The organism is Streptomyces scabichelini (genome assembly GCF_011045015.1).
Lineage (GTDB): Bacteria > Actinomycetota > Actinomycetes > Streptomycetales > Streptomycetaceae > Streptomyces > Streptomyces scabichelini.
Window position 1 is genome coordinate 13,910 of record NZ_JAAKZY010000124.1, and the last position, 16,704, is coordinate 30,613.

Genomic DNA, 16,704 nt, shown 5'->3' on the forward strand with positions numbered 1-16,704 from the left:
ACTAACAGCCTTAACAAACATTGCCTACCGTGCCGAGCCATGGCGAACACGGCATACGACACGGCAGACCAGACCCCTGCCGCGAGCCCCTGGGCCGCGGTGGGGGTCTCCGCCTTCGACGAGCGGGTATACCGGGCGATCCTCCACCAGCCCGATGCAGGAGCGGCCGGCTGGGCGCTCCTGACCGGAGCCTCCCCGGCCAGGGTGCGCGAATCCTGTAACCAACTGCTCGCGGTCGGGTTGCTCCAGCCGCCGGATTCCATGGGGGGATTACGCGCGATCGACCCGAGAGTGGCGATCCGCGGGCTGATCAGACGGCGCGAGACGGTGTCCGAACTGCTCGCCGCCACCGCCGAGGAGATGGCTACCGCGTACGAGGCCGGGCTGCTGCGTGAGGAGCCGTCCCGGCTGATCGAGGTCGCTTCCGGCGAGGGTGCCATCGCCGCCCGCCTGGAGGAGATGTACGCGCGCGCCGAGCACGAAGTGTGCCTCTTCGACACGCCTCCGTATCTCGCACCGCCCACACGGCAGTTGGATCTCCAGGCCGATCTGCTCAGCCGCGGGATCGCCTCTCGCGGGATCTACGCGACGGCCGGCCTCGAAGATCCGAACGTCCTCTCCCGCACCTGGAGGATGGTCGAACTCGGCGAGCAGGCCCGGGTGCTGCCCACCGTGCCGGTCAAACTGCTGGTGGTCGACGGCCGCAGGGCGATGCTCCCGCTGACCCCCTCCGCGGCGGGCGGCTACTGCGCCGTCGTGGTGTGGCACTCGGCGGTGACCGAAGCCCTGCAGCAGCTTTTCGAGATGGCCTGGCAGCAGGCGACACCGCTCGGCCAGCCGATCGGCGACGGTGAACTCCCCGAGGGTGAACGGACGTTGATCAGGTTGCTGGCGGCCGGGATGAAGGACGAGGCGGTGGCCCGCCATCTGGGGGTGAGCCTGCGGACCCTGCGGCGGCGGGTGAGTGAGCTGCAGGAGCGGCTGGGGGCGACGAGCCGGTTCCAGCTGGGGGTGCGGGCCTCGCAACGCGGCTGGCTCTGATCGCGAAGGGCCGCACCACGTGCGGAGTGCGGCCCAACTTCCGTACAGGAAAGCCTACTTGCGGATCAATTGCGGATCAGACCGACCGCCAACAGCCTTGGCCGAAGGGGGCATTGGCACGCTCCGGCCACAGGAATCCCTTGAGCCGCATTCCCCACAGCGCCCACCCTGATCACTGGCTTCCGCTTACCAGGCCGGAAGCGATTTCAGTGTTCAGGGGAGGAAGTCCACACATGCGAAGACTCCACGCCCTCTGGGCCGTGGCAGGAGCGGCCGGACTGCTCGCGGGGGCCATCACCCCCGCGATGGCCGGCCCCGAGTCCCCGGTCACCGAGCCGGGTGCCACGCCCGTGCCGAGCGTCACCGCGCCAGGCAGCACCAGCACGCAGACCGTCACCCTCATCACCGGTGACACCGTCACCCTCACCACCGCCGCCGACGGCAAGTCCGCCGTCGACGTCCGGCGCGGCAAGGGCCGCGCGTCCGCCACCTTCCTGTCGAGCGAGCAGAAGGGCGAGGTCAGCGTCGTACCGAACGACGCGATCCCGCTGCTTCAGGCGGGCCGTCTCGACCCGGCCCTGTTCAACGTCACCCAGCTCGTCAAGCAGGGGTACGCGGACTCCAAGACCGGCGCCATCCCGCTGATCGCCACCTACCGTCAGGGGAACACGACCCCCGAAGGCGCGCGCAGGACGCTGTCCCTGCCCGGCATCGACGGCGCCGCGCTCACCGCGAAGAAGTCGACCGCCGAGAAGTTCTGGGCGGACATCGCCCCCGACGCCGAGAACACGGCCGCCGAGCCCACGGCCAAGGCGGCCAGGCAGCTCGAAGGCGGCCTCGACAAGCTCTGGCTGGACGCCAAGGTCAAGGCGTCCCTCGACGTCAGCGTCCCGCAGATCGGCGCTCCCGAGGTGTGGCAGGCGGGCTACGACGGCAAGGGCGTCAAGATCGCCGTCCTGGACACCGGCGCGGACACCGGACACCCGGACCTCGCGGGCAAGATCACGGAATCGAAGACCTTCGTGCCCGATCAGGCGGTACAGGACGGCCACGGCCACGGCACCCACGTCGCGTCCACGATCGCCGGCTCGGGCGCTGCCGCCGACGGCAAGCGCAAGGGCGTGGCGCCGGGCGCGGAGCTGATGGTCGGCAAGGTCCTCAACAACGCGGGCTCCGGCCAGACGTCGTGGATCATCGCCGGCATGCAGTGGGCAGCGGACTCCGGCGCGGACATCGTCTCCATGTCCCTCGGCGGTACGGCTTCCGGCCCCTCGGACCCGATGAGCGAGACGGTGGACGAGCTGTCCGCGTCGACGGGCGCTCTCTTCGTGATCGCCTCGGGCAACTCGGGCCCGCGGGAGCAGACCGTCGGCACGCCGGGCATCGCCGACTCGGCGCTCACGGTCGGCGCCGTCGACAAGTCCGACAAGCTCGCCTCGTTCTCCAGTCGTGGCCCGCGCCGCGGCGACTACGCGGTCAAGCCGGAGATCACCGCGCCCGGCGTCGGCATCACGGCGGCCCGCGCCTCCGGTACCGCCATGGGCACGCCGCTCGACGACAACTACACGGCGGCCAACGGCACTTCGATGGCGACCCCGCACGTGGCGGGCGCGGCGGCGCTGGTCGCGCAGGCCCATCCGGACTGGACGGGCGAGCAGATCAAGCAGGCCCTGGCCAGTACCGCGAAGACGAACGCCGACAACTCCGTGTTCGAGCAGGGAGACGGCCGCGTCGACGCCGTGCGGGCGGTCACCCAGAACGTCTTCGCGACCTCGGCGCTGAGCTTCGGCAAGTACGAGGACGGCGACACCGAGGTCGACAGCAAGGACATCACCTACACCAACACCACTGACGCGCCCGTGGAGTTGAAGCTCTCGTCGAGCCTCGCCGGTGTCACCCTGGGGGCCGGCACCGTGACCGTGCCCGCGAAGGGCACCGCCACCGTCCCGGTCGGCGTCGACCCGGCGAAGCAGGCGCAGGGCCGGTACGCGGGCCACATCACCGCGACCGCCGACGGCGTCCTGGTCACGACGGGTGTCGGCTTCGAGAAGCAGCCGAAGAAGTACGACCTGAAGGTCTCCCTGGTGGGCCGCGACGGCAAGCCGACCACCAGGGCGTCGCTCTACACGTTGCAGGAGCTCAATGGCGCCTACGCCAACGCCTACGGCAACGTGGGCGCCACCGGGACCTGGGAGGTCCCGGCCGGTACGTACTCCATGGCCACCTGGATCTACGACGCGGACGCGGGCGGCGTGGCCGTCGGCACGTCGGTCGTCGGTAATCCCGAGATCAAGGTCGACGGGGACACCGAGATCACGCTCGACGCCCGCAAGGCGGTGGAGATCAAGCCGAAGACCAAGGAGGACACCGAGCACCAGGGCTTCAGTACCTCCTGGCACCGCGAAGGGCCCGGCAGCTCCTGGGGGTTGACGTACAGCCAAGGCCCCTGGACCGAGCACATCTATGTGACGCCGACCGAGAAGGTCACCGAGGGAACCCTCGAGTTCTACGCCAAGTTCCGTTTGTACGCGAAGGAGTTGACGGCGAGCGTCACCAGTCCCGAGAAGTACGCGCTGCCGCTCGACTACACGCAGACGTACAACGGCTTCCCGGTGAAGATCACGGGTGACCGGAAGGTGCAGGCGGTGGACGCGGGCGCCGGCACGGCGGCCGACTTCGAGGGACTCGACGTCAAGGGCAAGGCGGTGGTGGTCGGGGTCGCCGCCGACACGTGGGGGCCGGACGAGGCGATGGCCAACGCGACCAAGGCGGGCGCGAGTTATCTGATCGCGTACCGCAAGAAGGCCGGCCACTGGATCACGGCCGTGGACAGGGCGACGACGATGCCGGTGATGGTCGCCACCGGCGAGGACGGCGAGAAGCTCACCACCCTGCTGAAGAGCGGCAAGAAGGTCACGCTCAAGCTGGGCGGCACAGAGGTCAGCCCGTACGTCTACAACGTGACCCTCCCGCAGTCCGGAGCGATCTCGCCGGACCAGACGTACACCCTGGACCGCTCCACCACGGCGAAGGTGACGAGCCGTTACCACGCGGGCAGGGCGGGCGAGTTGGGGGCCGACACCGTCTACACCTTCCGCCCCTGGCAGCTGGTCGCGGTCGAGACCAGCGACTACATGCAACTCGGCCGGGAACGTACCGAGTACTTCAACGTGAGCCCCGACACCCGCGTCTGGCACACCGTCTACCCGTCCTGGGAGGCGAACGGGGGCCAGTGGAACACCCTGCGGACCTACGGCAAGGCGGGCACCCAGCCGAGCGAGGACTGGCTGCGCCAGGTCGTACGCCCGGCGACGAGCACCGAGTACGGCCTCTCGGAGCGCACCGGCGACAAACTCACCCTCCAGGTGGCGGAGTTGAGCGATTCGATGTCCGGTCACTACGGGTACGTCAGAGACGCCGGCGACACCGCGCAGGGCAAGCTCTACGCGGACGGGCAGCTGGTCGGCGACTCGACGGTCGGCGGGTACGGCGTGTTCGACGTCCCGGCGGCGAAGGCCTCGTACCGCTTCGTGCTCGACACGCAGCGCAAGGCCGACTGGACGCCGTACTCGACGAGCACCCACACCGAATGGTCCTTCGCCTCGGCGCACACCGATGAGGAGACGGCGTTGCCCCTGCTCTCCGTCGACTATGACCTGGACGGGCTCGACCTCCTCAACCGTGCTGAGTCCAAGCGGGAGTTGGAGCTCGGGCTCTCCCTCCGGGATCAGGAGGGAAGTGTCAAGGCCAAGGCCCTCAAGGCCTGGGTCTCGTACGACGACGGCGCGTCCTGGAAGGAGACGAAGGTCCGGAACGGCGAGGCCGAGATCAAGCACCCGAAGGGCGCGGAGTTCGTGTCGCTGCGCGTACAGGCCTCCGACGGCGCCGGAAACCAGGTCGATCAGACCGTAATGCGGGCGTATGGCCTGAAGTAGGAGCGCCGCCAAAAGCGGTGCGGCAGCCTTAACAAAGATCCTCTAGCGTGCCGGGCCATGGTGAACACGGCATACGACTCGGCACACAGACAGACGCCACTCAGACAGCCGGCACTCAGACAGACCCCCGCCGCGAGCCCCTGGGCCGCGGTGGGGGTCTCCACGTTCGATGAGCTGCTGTACCAGGCGATTCTCCATCAGCCCGATGCGGGCGCGGGCGGCTGGGCGCGGCTCACCGACGCGTCCCCGGCCCGGGTGCGCGAGGCCTGCGACCGGCTGCTCACGCTCGGTCTGCTCCAGCCGCCCGATTCCACCGGCGGGTTACGGGCCGTGGATCCGCGGGTGGCGATCCGGGCGCTGATCCGGCGGCGCGAGACCGAGTCCGAGCTGCTCGCCGCCACCGCCGACGAAATGGCGACCGCGTACGAGGCGGGGCTGCTGCGCGAGGAACCGTCGCGCCTGCTCGACGTCGTGTCGGGCGAGGGCGCCAACGCCGCGCGCCTGGAGGAGCTGTACGCCCGCGCCGAGCGCGAGGTGTGTGTCTTCGACACTCCCCCGTATCTCGCCCCGCGCACCCCGCAGTTGGACCTCCAGGCGGATCTGATGAGCCGCGGCGTCGTCTACCGCACGGTGTACGCGGCCACCGCCCTGGAGGACCCGGACGTGCTGTACCACGCCTGGAAGATGGTCGAACTCGGCGAGCAGGCCCGGGTGCTGCCCACCGTGCCGGTCAAACTGCTGGTGGTCGACGGCCGCACGGCGATGCTGCCGCTGACCGCGTCGGCCGCGGGCGGCTACTGTGCCGTGGTCGTACGGCACTCGGCGGTGACCGAGGCGCTGCAGAAACTCTTCGAGCTGGCCTGGCAGCAGGCGACGGTGCTGGGTCAGCCGGTCACCGACGGTGAACTCACCGAGGGCGAGCGGGCGTTGACGCGGCTTCTCGCCGCCGGAATGAAGGACGAGGCGGTGGCCCGACACCTGGGAGTCAGCCTGCGGACGCTGCGTCGGCGGGTGAGCGATCTCCAGGAGCGGCTGGGCGCGGCGAGCCGGTTCCAGCTGGGGTTGCGGGCGGCGCAGCGAGGCTGGGTGTGACGGCATGACGCGAGGGGCCGCACCCCTGTGTCCTACCAGGGATGCGGCCCCTCGACTGCCGTGCCGGAACGCTTACTTGATCGCTTACTTACGGATCAGGCTGCGCAGCACGTACTGAGACATGCTTCGATTGCCGTTCTTAACCCTATTCACCGCCGCCGTTTGGCCTCACTCTCGACCAACCACACAAAACGCCTGGTCAGAGGCGTGCCGAGGGATACAAATAGGCACTAACTCGCAGTTGGTGAAGCACCTCAGTCCACATGCTTCGGTTGCGGTACTTGAGATCGCCACCTCCCCTGAAATCCGACGTTGCGATCGACCCGGGATCCGAGCCGAGCTTCCGCGCTTGGCACCGGCTTCGTCGGTCATGGGTGGGCATGGCAGCGCTGCTGCGGGCAGGCGAAGACCAGTCGTCCTGAGCGAAACCGACGCGTTCGACTGACGAGTCGAGAGCGGCTCGTACTTGAGGAAGGAGGCTGTCGGTGTGAGGTCTCAGGAGATGCTTAACCGTTTGTGCTCCGGACATGGTTGACACGTTCGGCTGAACGTCCGCTATCCCCCAACTGCCGGTGCGCCTCGGCGCCCTGCCACGGGCCGGCGGCCAGCAGGATGGTTCCGCTGCGCCGCAGTACGGCGGCCAGCCGCCGTGCGATCCGGTCGGGCACGTCTCCCAGCGGCCCTACCAGGACGACGGGGACCGCCTCGGCGACGGTGGCCAGGACCTGCGCCCACTGCCGGCCCGGGTCGTCGATCCGCATGCCGCTCGCCAGGTCAAGCCCTGCGGCCTCGGCCGCGAGCGCCCCCATCTGCGGCAAGCCCACCGCGGCCCAGCCGACGGCCTCCGTGGACGCTTCCGCCGCCAGCGCGAGCAGCAGCGGCATGTCCCCGCCGGCGCTTGCCGCCGTGCCGGGGCGGATCCGTCCGCCCGGCAGCAGAGCACTCAGCGGCGAGGACGACGCCGACTCACCGGCGCCGCCCCCCGAACGCACCCTCGCCACCGGTCTTGCAGTCACGACCCGATATTCGTACATCCGTTCTAATGAATCAAGAGCGACAGCACGTGTTCCACGAGGTCGCGACCCAGCGAGGTGGGGGACCACCCGGGGCAGGACCTCGGGACAGGTGTGACGCTCAGTGATATATGGCTATGCGCGATGAAATTTGGCCGCTCGGGCTGCCCTGCTCATCGTGGAGCAGGATGGTCCGCTCGTTCGTGACGTCGTTCCGGACCTGATCGCCGAGCCGATCGTCCTCCTGGCGGAGGAAACCGCAGTGGGTGCTGGGCCGTCCTCTGGTTAACGATCCAAGTGGAGGCGTTGATGGGGCTGGTACGCACACTGCTGCCGTTGCCGCGTGCAGCGGCCCGGCTGAGCCCACGGGTGGGCGGGCCGCTACACGGCGCCGCATTGATGCACTGCCTCGCCCCTGGCTGGGTGCTACTGCGGCCGCCGTCGCCGAAGAGCCGGCTGGCCTGGGCCGAGGAGGTGGTTGTCGTGTACCAGACGCTGGTCGACGCGGAGGGCCCGCGTCAGCGGCACCGGGATCTTCTGGCCCGTGCCCTGACTCTGCACACTTCCGCGCTCCTGCTCATCGGCCGCCATGAACAGGCGTGCACTGCGATGGACGCGTCGCTGGCCGTACCGGGCGCGGGGTGGTCGCCGGCGCAGCGGGCGGCCTTGCTGCACGTTCGGACACAGGCGCTGTTTGCCCTTGGACGGCTCGACGAGGCGATGGCATCGGCGAGGAAATGCGTGGCAGCGTACCGCCGCCTGCTCCCCACGCGCCAGGAGCGGGCGCTGGGCGGCCTACCCGGCGCGCTGCGCACATACGCGCTGGTGTTGGGCACCCTCGGCCGTACGGAGGAGTCCGTGGCCGCTTACGAGGAGTGCGCCGCGCTGTTGCGAGACATGTCGCTGCGGGAGTTGGGGCGCGTGCTGCCGCTACGGGCACGCGTGCTGAGCGAATTGACCACCCGATTGGGGGACTTGGGCCGTTACGAGGAGGCCCTGACCGTCGGCAGGCAGGCGTGGGAGGCAGCCGACAGCGTTCTCGCGTGGACCTTCCCGGACATCGTCGGGCCGCTGCGCATCCGGCTTCTGACGGACCTGGCTCACTGTCACGAGGTCACCGGCAACCTGCCTACGGCGCGTACGACCGCCGACAAGGCCGTCGCCGAGGCCCGCACCCTGACCGACCGGGACCGGACAGAGGGCCGGCGGTGGCTGACCGTGACACTCGCCGGTCTGGCAGACCTCGTCGGCGAACTGGGGGAGCTCGCCGAAGAGTTGGGCACCCGCCGGGAGCTGGCGGACCTGTGCGCCTCTCTCGCTGCCGAGCAGCCGGAGGTCTACGACCCCCTTCTCGCCGAACACCTTGAGCGGCTGGCCGACTGCCACGAGGCCACAGGGGAGCGGCTCGCGGCTGTAAGGGCGACAGAGCGCAGTGTGGCTGCCTACCGGCGTGCCGCAGACCGCGAGCCCGCTGCGTATGAACCACAACTCGCGCGCGTCCTGGCCAACTTGAGTCTGTGCCGTCAGGACGACGGCGCCTTCGACGACGCTGTGACCGTCGCTCGCGAGGCGGTAGCCCTCACCCGGCGCCTGGCCGAGTCCGACTGGCCGACCTATCACGCCCTGACCGCCCGCCGTCTGCGAGTCCTCGGCGGCGCTCTGCGCCGTAGCGGCGAGCACGTGGCGGCTGTCGCCTGCTACGAGGAGTCGGAATCCATATCGCAGGATGCGATGGAAAGCGCCGAGGCTGACGGGCAGTCTTCCGCCCTCGCTGCTGCTCAGTCAGGCCTCGCCGTCTCGCTCGACGAGGCGGCGAGGGCCCACCTTTCCGCCGGCCGCTTCGCCGAAGCGGCCGCTGAGCTACGTTCCCTCCTCGCACTGACCCGCCGCACCGGTCGCACCGACGTCCACGCCCGGTGCGTCACTGCTTTCGCGGATGCCCGCGCTGGACATGGGGACGCGGTCGTACGGGCCTGGGGGCAGGCGACGGGAAAGGGCTTCCCGACGTTCGTATACCGTCTGCCCTCGACGGGGGCACGGACATCGCCCGCCACCTAGGAACTGCACGCTCAGGTTCGGGCCCGCCTCCGAATCACGTACATCGAAGTCCCTTGATCGGCAAGCCGCGGCGGGGAATACGCAACGATAACCGGAGTGGCCAGAAATCGCTGAGCAGACTGGCCAACCGCCCTTGAGCACACTCCCCTCACCAGCAGGCCCATCACCGTCTCCGGCCATCTATCACTGGAGGTGTGCGACACGAGGTCGCACCAAGTAAGTGAGGACAGCCACGTGAAGGAGGTATCGACCGGCTGAACTTCGGGCCAGTGAGCGTTTTCAGCGTTGCCTCTCCAGGGTGAGAACGGCTTTGGTGATGACGCTCATGCGGTTGGGGCTGATGCGGGATCTGTGGAAGATCTGCCAGGACTTCAGCCGTGCCATGCCTCGTTCGACGGGTGCCCGGGCCGCGGACAGGGCGGCGGGGGTGCCCACGTGACGTCCTGTCAGAGGCCGTCTTCCAGGGGGTTCCTGTCAGCTAGGCAGTTTCGTTTGGATCAGCGGGCGGACCAGAGGAAGATGCCTGCCACGTGGAGTCCGGCCAGGTAGATGGTTGCGGTCTTCTCGTAGCGGGTGGCGATCCCGCGCCACTGTTTCAGGCGGTTGATGCATCGCTCGACGGTGTTGCGCTGCTTGTAGGTCTCGCGGTCGAAGGCCGGCGGCCTGCCTCCACGGCTGCCCCGTCGCAGCCGGTGGCCTCGCTGGTCCGCCGGGACCGGGATCACCGCCCGGATGCCGCGCTTTCGCAGGTGTTCCCGGATCGCGCGGGACGAATAGGTGTTGCGGGTCATGACGTTGATGGCGCCGGCCGGGGGGTTGGGCAGTGCCGTTGGATCTTCGAGGGTCATTCGGGACGCTTGGTGAGTCTGGTGCTGAGGTCCCAGAGCTTCTGCTGGATGCTCGGATCGTAGGCATCGGCGTGTGCCCTTGCGGCACGGGTGCGGTCGTAGAACTGCCCGGTCACCCCTTCGAGTGCGGGGGCGAGGATGAGGCGCAGGGTGGCCTGCAGGCCGTCTTCGAGGGCGTCGATGCTGTAACCGACCGAATCCAGGACCATCTTGGTCGGCATAAAGGTGGCCGGGTGCAGGCTGTTGACCGTGACCCGGTGCGGGTCGAGTTGTCGGGCAAGCACGAAGCCCGTGGCGATCATCGCCAGTTTGGACTGGCCGTAGGCGCGCATGCCCGAGTAGCCGTGTTCGAGGGTGGGGTCGTCAAAGTTGATCGGGGTCTGGCCGATCGAAGCGACGTTGACGATACGGGCGGGCGCGCCGCGGTCGAGCAGCGGCAGCAAGCGCCGGGTCAGCGCGAACGGGGCGAGATGGTTGACCGCGAAGCGGAGCTCGTGCCCGTCGAGGGTGAGCTGGCGGTCGGTCCCGTCGGGTTCGCCGCCGCCGATGCCGGCGTTGTTGACCAGCACCGAGATGTGATCGGTGAACTCGGTGATCTCGTCCGCAAGGCGGTGCACTTGCGCCAGCTCGGAGAAGTCGGCCCGGACCGTGTGGATCGAGGCCGGTGCATCGGCAAGCGTGGTGGCCAGTTCGTCGAGCCGGCTCTGGTTGCGCCCGTGGAGGATGAGCGTCGTTGCGGGCTGGCGTGCGAGGGCGCCGCTGAGTGCGCGGCCAAGCCCGTCGGTTGCTCCAGTGATGACGATGGTTCGATCGGGCATGCGCTACTCCTCGCCGGGGTGTTCGTGCAGCAGTCGTCGGATGGCGGTGATGTCGTCTTGGTCGAGCAGGCGCTCGGTGGCGAGGACCCGGTACCAGATCAGGCCGAACACCAGGTCGGCGGCGAAGGCTGCCGTCAGGTGAGCGGGCTTGTCGCCTCGGGCCGCAGCCCGCTCGACGATGGTCTCGAGCGCAGCCCTGCGTTTGTTCAGGAAGCCGTCCTGGAAGCGGTGCCGGAAGTCTGCGTCGCGCTGCGCCTCGGCCATCAAGGAGCGCAGGACGGGGACCACCCCCGGGAAGGCCATCAGGGCGGCGGAGCCACGCAGGAACGCGTCCAGCTCCGCGTCGAATGAACCCTGGTCCGCGGTTGAGACCTTCAGGTCTGCCTTGAGCGCCAGGGCTTCGAGCAGGACGTCCGCCTTTGTGGGCCACCAGCGGTACAGGGTCTGCTTGCCTGCCCCGGCGCGGGCGGCGATGCCCTCGATGGTGAGGTCTGGGAAGCCGACCTCGATCGTGAGCTCGTAGGCCGCGGTGAGGATCGCAACCCTCGTCTGCTCGCTCCGCTTGCGGCCGCGGGCGGGTGTCGTAGCGCCGGTCATGCGTGCCAGCCTAACCCATTATCGAGACGTCGTGTCTCGAAATGATGCTACGCTCATGTGAGACGTGACGTCTCGAAATAAGGAGTGAGCATGTCCACTGCACTCGTGATTGGTGGCACGTCGGGGGTCGGCCTGGCGGTCGCCCGGCAACTCGCCAGCCGAGGACACGCGGTCCACATCGCCGGACGAAACACAGAGCGGCTCAATCGGGCGACGGCGGCCATCGACGGAGACGTCCACGGGCACCTCCTCGACGCCGCCGACGCGGAGGCGGCCGCGTCGCTCGCGGCGAGGATCGCCCCGATCCGCCACCTCGTCATCACCCTCGCCGGCAAGGGCGGCGCCGGCCCGCTCGGCGACTTGCCGCTCGATGGCCTGCGGCAGGCGTTCGAGGAGAAGTACTGGCCCACCGTCACCGCACTCCAGGCCTCGCTCGCTCACCTCAGCGAGGACGCCTCGATCACCCTCGTCGGAGCCGTCACAGCGAGGGCGGCCCTGCCCGGCACAGCCGGGATCGGCTCGCTCAACGCCGCCGTCGAAGGGCTCGTCCAACCGCTCGCCGCCGAACTGGCGCCGATCCGGGTGAACGCCGTCTCGCCGGGATACGTGGACACGCCCTGGTGGGACGATCTCGCCGCCGAGGACCGATCCGGGTTCTTCAAGCAGGCCGCCGACGCCCTGCCCACCAAGCGCATAGCCACCGCCCCGGATGTCGCCGAGGCCATCGTGCTGCTGGCCACCAACCCCAACATCACCGGCACCGTCATCGAAACAGACGGCGGCGCACGCCTCACCGCCTGACACTTCTTCACCATTGCCGAGCCGCCGCACCGCCGTGGCAAACGGCTTCGGCGAGCAAGTGATGGCCTGCATGCAGAACGGGGTCGCGAGCAGCGGCTCGCGACCCCGTTCTGCGCCGCCTCAAGGAGCCTTCTCGTGACGCACGCCAACGCACCTCTATCCATCGAAGGACGCCGTCGACTCGTCGAGCGATGCAAGACGCGGCCGGTCGCCCACGTCGCAGCGGAGATGGGGATATCCCGCGCCTGCGCATCGAAGTGGGTCAACCGCTACCACCGCCACGGTGAGCTGGGCTTGCACGATCTTCCTTCAACGCCGCGCCGCCAGCCGACCGCGACAGACGCCGCTGTCGTGGCCCGGATCGAGGACCTCCGACGCGACCAGAAATGGTCGGCGTCCCGGATCGCGTTCGAGCTCCAGACGGAGGGCGTCACGATCAGTCGCCGCACAGTGTCACGGCACCTGCTCGCGGTCGGGCTGAACCACCGCAAGTTCATCGACCCGAACGGCCAATCGAACCGGGAGCCGCGGAAGATCACCGCGCGCCGCCCCGGGCACATGGTCCACGTCGATGTGAAGAAGGTCGGCCGGATCCCTGACGGCGGCGGCTGGAGAGCCCACGGACGCGGCAGCGAACAGGCCAAGAACGTCGAGCGTCGCAAGTAGAAGAGCGAGCGCGGCGGCTACATCTACCTCCACTCCGCCGTCGACGGGTTCAGCCGACTCGCCTACACCGAGGCCCTGCCCGACGAGAAAGCAGCAACCGCCATCGCGTTCATGCACAGGGCGAGAGCATGGTTCGCCGCCCACGGCATCATCCACATCGAACGGATCGTCACCGACAACGGAGCCTGCTACCGCGCCAACGCGTTCGCCCGAGCAGTCCTCGGGTCACGCCACCAGCGGATCACGCCCTACACCCCGCGACACAACGGCAAGGTGGAGCGCTATAACCGGATCATCGCCGAGGAATTCCTCTACGCCCACACCTGGCTATCTGAAGATCAACGCGTCCGCCGCCGACGCCGTGCCGCCAGCGAGGTGGCATGCTTGGCAGACCGGTGCATGACGGCCTGAAGTCGCAGTCCAACCGGTCAACCACGGCACAAGCCGTAAGGCGGATCCCTCACTCACCTTCAGGGCAGCGACATGTGGGGAGCAAGCACCGTCGTACGGCCAAGGATTCCTCAACTTCCGATAGCCGGGGTTACCAATAACATCGCTGTTTACCAGGGTGTCTCCCGTTCAGAGGTCCAATCTCGGGGTCAGGAGTCGAGCCGGAAACAGATCAGCCGGTCGAGGTCCTCGACGTGGACGGTCGGCCGGCCGGTGGTGAGCTCCTCGACCTCGGTCCTGGTCAACCCCCGTGCGATGGCTGCGCCTTCGAGGCGGTCGGCCGGCTCAGCGACGACCCAGACCATGCCGCCAGGGGTGAGCAGGTGCCGTACGCGGTCGAGGAAACGCGGCTTGTCACCGATGAACTTGTAGGCGAGCCGACAGGTGATCAGCGCATAGGACGAACAGGGCAGTTCGTGCAGGTCGCCGGTCGCGAAGTCCAGTAGTTGAAACCTGAGGCCCTCGACGTCGGCGTGCTGGTCGGCCGCGAGGGCGACGGCGGTCGGCGCGCAGTCGATGCCGGTTGTCCGGTAGCCAAGGTGCTCGTGCAGGTAGCGGGCGAGCGCGCCATCGCCACAGCCGATGTCGAGGGCCGTACGGCCGCCCCCGATTCCGAGGTACTTCGCCATCAGCGCGGTCTCCGTGTCGATGAGTGGGCGGTAGCGGCGGCCTGAGGCCCATAACGGCTCCCAGTAGGCCGCGCTATCGCGTGCACCCGTGAATTCCGGGGTGGCTGTCGTACCTGCCAGCCCATGCAGTCGTGCTTGTTCCGCCCTCGCGAACTGGGGGGCCTGCGCATCCTGTTGGCGTCCATGTATCTCGCTCCTGGGAGTGGCCGGGGTGCCGTACCACGGTGCGGCACCCCTGTAGGATCCGCGACTTCGTACGCACTGGTTCCTGCGGAAACGCCGGAATCCGGGCTTCCTGCGCACTGGTTGGGCCGCTTGGCCGTGCGCATTCTTCTCCAAGTGGTGTGCGCTGTGGTCACGGTGCGTTGCCGCCAGGGTGGTGTGGATGCAGTGTCCCGGGCCACTGGCGAGTTGAGTGCGTCTGGCTCGGCGTGGCCGAAGACCGCGCCGTGGTCAGAGATCTTTGGTCCCACGGGGTCGGGTCACGCCAGGTCGGGGCGGCTTCGCCGGTGAGCGGTTGGGCTGGACGACGAAGCCCGTGGCGTAAGCCCAGGCAGTCCACGGCCACGTGCCCTCTGCGGTCCACCGCCTTCTTCGCGCGGTCCCGGCCTTGTCCGTCGGCGCCGACCGCGTCGGCCGCCCGTAGGGACTGCGAGTCGACGATCACCGCCGTCGGCGTGTGGATGCAGGCGTACACTGCCATGCAAATAGGATTTTAATTGTCTTAACGGGTAATTCGGGCAGAAGTGTCGTCAGAACTGTCGGATCCGGCATCCGATCTGCCCGGGAGGTCCGCAGCGAGTGGCCGTCGGCAGCCTCGGGAGGCGCGGGCGGATCACACAGGCGCCAGGAGGAAGATTTCTCGATGACCCGGCCCGATGACCCGCGCACCGCGGCGGCCCGGGTGTTCGCCGAGGGCGGCGCGTTCGGCGAGCTTCTGGCAGGGATCGACTGGGCGGCGACGCCGCTCGGGCCCCCCGTCTCCTGGCCGGGGCCCCTGGTGGACACCCTGCGCCTCATGCTCACCTCTGATCATGGGATGGCTCTGTACTGGGGGCCCGAATTCGCCACGCTGTACAACCTGGGCTCCACACCCATTGTCGGCGCCAAACACCCCTGGGCGCTCGGCAGGCCCTATAAGGAAGTGTTCCCCGAGGTCTGGGCCCACCCCGTGAGCTCCCACTTCCACTATGTGACCGACACCCGCAAGCCCCTGTTGGTCCCGGATGAGCTGCTCATCATGGAGCGCCACGGCTTTTTGGAGCAGTGCTACTTCGACTCCGCCTTCCAGCCCGTGCTGCTGGATGACGGCACCGCCGGCGGCGTGCTGCAGATCCTCACCGAGACCACCGGCCGGGTACTGGGCGAGCGCCGGCTGCGCCTGCTGAGCGAGACCGGCACGCGCACGGCCGGGCTGCCCACTCCGGGCGAGGTCGCCCGCGTGGTCGCCGAGGTGGCGCGCTCCTACCCCGACGAGATCCCGTTTCTGGGCCTGTACCTGGCCTCCGAGCCAGGGATGCAACGGCCGGCGGCCTCCACCGGGCTCCAGTCGGCGCCCGACACCGTCTCGCTGAGTACGGCCGACGGGTCGGAGGCGGCGGCCCGGCTGGCGCAGGTGGTCGCCGACGGTGCCCCGGCCACGCTGCCGGCCGCCGCGTTCACCGGCGGCAGCACGGCCGGGCAGCACGCCGCGGCCTCCCGGCTCCCGGTCGAGCAGGCGCTGGCCCTTCCGCTGCACTGCGCGGGCCAGGTGGAGGGCGTCATGGTGGTGGGCGTCAACCCCTGCTTCCCCCCGGCCGGGGCCTACCACGACTTCCTGGAGGTGCTCGCCTCAGCTGTGGCCGGGGCACTGTCGGCCGCGCTCGCGCACGAAGAGCAGCGCAGGCGCGCGGAGGCGCTGGCCGAGCTCGACCGAGCCAAGACCACCTTCTTCGCCAACGTCAGCCACGAGTTCCGCACCCCGCTCACCCTGCTCCTGGGCCCGCTCCAGCAGGCCCTGGCCGACGAGGACCGGCCCGAGCGGCGCGCGCAGCTGGAGCTGGCCGAGCGCGGCGCCCTGCGCCTGCTGAAGCAGGTCAACACCCTCCTGGACGTCGCCCGGGCCGAGGCCGGGCAGACGCGCCCGGCCCTCGAGCCGGTCGACCTCGCCGGTGCCACGGCCAAGCTGGCCGGAGTGTTCCGCTCCGCCTTCGAGACGGCCGGGCTGACGCTGGAGGTGGACTGCCCGCCGCTGCCCAAGCCGGTGCCCCTGGACCGGGAGATGTGGGAGAAGATCATCCTCAACCTGCTCAGCAACGCCCTGAAGTTCACCTTCACCGGCGGCGCCCAGGTGCAGGTGGCCGCGGCTGGCGACCGGGCCAGGCTGACCGTGACCGACACCGGCACCGGCATCCCCGCGGACGAGCTGCCGCGCCTGTTCGAGCGCTTCCACAGGGTGCGCGGCGCCCGCTCCCGCTCCCACGAGGGCAGCGGCCTCGGCCTGGTGCTGGTCAAGGACCTGGTGGAAGCGCACGGCGGCACCGTCGGCGTGGACAGCCGCCTCGGCCAGGGCACCACCGTCACCGTAGACCTCCCCTTCGCCACCGCCCACTGGCCCGGTCCGGCCCCGCCCACGGCCGGCACCGGACCCCCCGGGGAAGGCGGAGGCGGTCGGCCCGGCCGCGCCGCAGCCTATGTGGACGAGGGGCTGGGCTGGCTGGCGGCCGACCCCGCCCCCGTCCCCGCCGCGGCCACCTCCGCGGTGCGCACCCCGCACG

The 16,704-nt window shown here is 69.3% G+C and carries 10 protein-coding genes and 3 pseudogenes; 7 read left to right on the forward strand and 6 right to left on the reverse strand.

Annotated elements, in window-relative coordinates:
• The first annotated feature begins 39 nt into the window (after window positions 1–39).
• From G5C60_RS31560 to G5C60_RS31570, 3 genes are all read left to right on the forward strand, one after another.
• Complete coding sequence (locus G5C60_RS31560; protein ID WP_165264424.1) at window positions 40–1,041, forward strand: response regulator transcription factor; 1,002 nt, start codon at window positions 40–42, stop codon at window positions 1,039–1,041.
• A 233-nt stretch (window positions 1,042–1,274) separates the two neighbouring features.
• On the forward strand, window positions 1,275–4,976 hold the full coding sequence (locus G5C60_RS31565; RefSeq protein ID WP_165264425.1) for a S8 family peptidase: 3,702 nt from the start codon (window positions 1,275–1,277) through the stop codon (window positions 4,974–4,976).
• A gap of 57 nt (window positions 4,977–5,033) precedes the next feature.
• On the forward strand, window positions 5,034–6,068 hold the full coding sequence (locus G5C60_RS31570; protein WP_165264426.1) for a response regulator transcription factor: 1,035 nt from the start codon (window positions 5,034–5,036) through the stop codon (window positions 6,066–6,068).
• Window positions 6,069–6,574: 506 nt separating this feature from the next.
• On the opposite strand, the gene G5C60_RS52430 is transcribed toward G5C60_RS31570, so the two are convergent.
• Window positions 6,575–7,084 carry a hypothetical protein gene (locus G5C60_RS52430; protein WP_241267219.1) on the reverse strand — a complete coding sequence of 170 codons (510 nt, stop codon included), beginning with the start codon at window positions 7,082–7,084 and terminating at the stop codon, window positions 6,575–6,577.
• 306 nt (window positions 7,085–7,390) lie between these two features.
• On the opposite strand from G5C60_RS52430, the gene G5C60_RS31580 reads away from it, so the two are divergent.
• A complete protein-coding gene (locus G5C60_RS31580) occupies window positions 7,391–9,139 on the forward strand; it encodes a tetratricopeptide repeat protein (RefSeq protein ID WP_165264427.1) in 1,749 nt (582 codons plus the stop codon).
• A gap of 279 nt (window positions 9,140–9,418) precedes the next feature.
• Here the strand turns inward: G5C60_RS31580 and G5C60_RS31585 are convergent.
• The 4 genes and pseudogenes from G5C60_RS31585 to G5C60_RS31600 all read right to left on the reverse strand — a co-directional run.
• Window positions 9,419–9,607, reverse strand: a pseudogene (locus G5C60_RS31585) (IS5/IS1182 family transposase); the annotation flags it as partial.
• A 29-nt stretch (window positions 9,608–9,636) separates the two neighbouring features.
• Window positions 9,637–9,984 (reverse strand): annotated as a pseudogene (locus G5C60_RS31590) (transposase); the annotation flags it as partial.
• Window positions 9,984–10,805 (reverse strand): SDR family NAD(P)-dependent oxidoreductase, encoded by an 822-nt coding sequence (locus G5C60_RS31595; protein WP_165264429.1) that lies wholly within the window; start codon window positions 10,803–10,805, stop codon window positions 9,984–9,986. The pseudogene G5C60_RS31590 and the gene G5C60_RS31595, both read right to left, overlap by 1 nt.
• A gap of 3 nt (window positions 10,806–10,808) precedes the next feature.
• Complete coding sequence (locus G5C60_RS31600; RefSeq protein WP_165264430.1) at window positions 10,809–11,402, reverse strand: TetR/AcrR family transcriptional regulator; 594 nt, start codon at window positions 11,400–11,402, stop codon at window positions 10,809–10,811.
• A 90-nt stretch (window positions 11,403–11,492) separates the two neighbouring features.
• Here G5C60_RS31600 and G5C60_RS31605 point away from each other — a divergent pair, with 90 nt between their 5' ends.
• Window positions 11,493–12,203 carry an SDR family oxidoreductase gene (locus G5C60_RS31605; RefSeq protein WP_165264431.1) on the forward strand — a complete coding sequence of 237 codons (711 nt, stop codon included), beginning with the start codon at window positions 11,493–11,495 and terminating at the stop codon, window positions 12,201–12,203.
• 135 nt (window positions 12,204–12,338) lie between these two features.
• Window positions 12,339–13,220 (forward strand): annotated as a pseudogene (locus tag G5C60_RS31610) (IS481 family transposase); the annotation flags it as partial.
• Window positions 13,221–13,468: 248 nt separating this feature from the next.
• Here the strand turns inward: G5C60_RS31610 and G5C60_RS31615 are convergent.
• Window positions 13,469–13,948 (reverse strand): class I SAM-dependent methyltransferase, encoded by a 480-nt coding sequence (locus tag G5C60_RS31615; RefSeq protein WP_165264432.1) that lies wholly within the window; start codon window positions 13,946–13,948, stop codon window positions 13,469–13,471.
• An 865-nt stretch (window positions 13,949–14,813) separates the two neighbouring features.
• Here G5C60_RS31615 and G5C60_RS31620 point away from each other — a divergent pair.
• Window positions 14,814–16,704 (forward strand): sensor histidine kinase (locus G5C60_RS31620; RefSeq protein WP_241267220.1); only part of this gene is annotated, 1,891 nt, incomplete at its 3' end.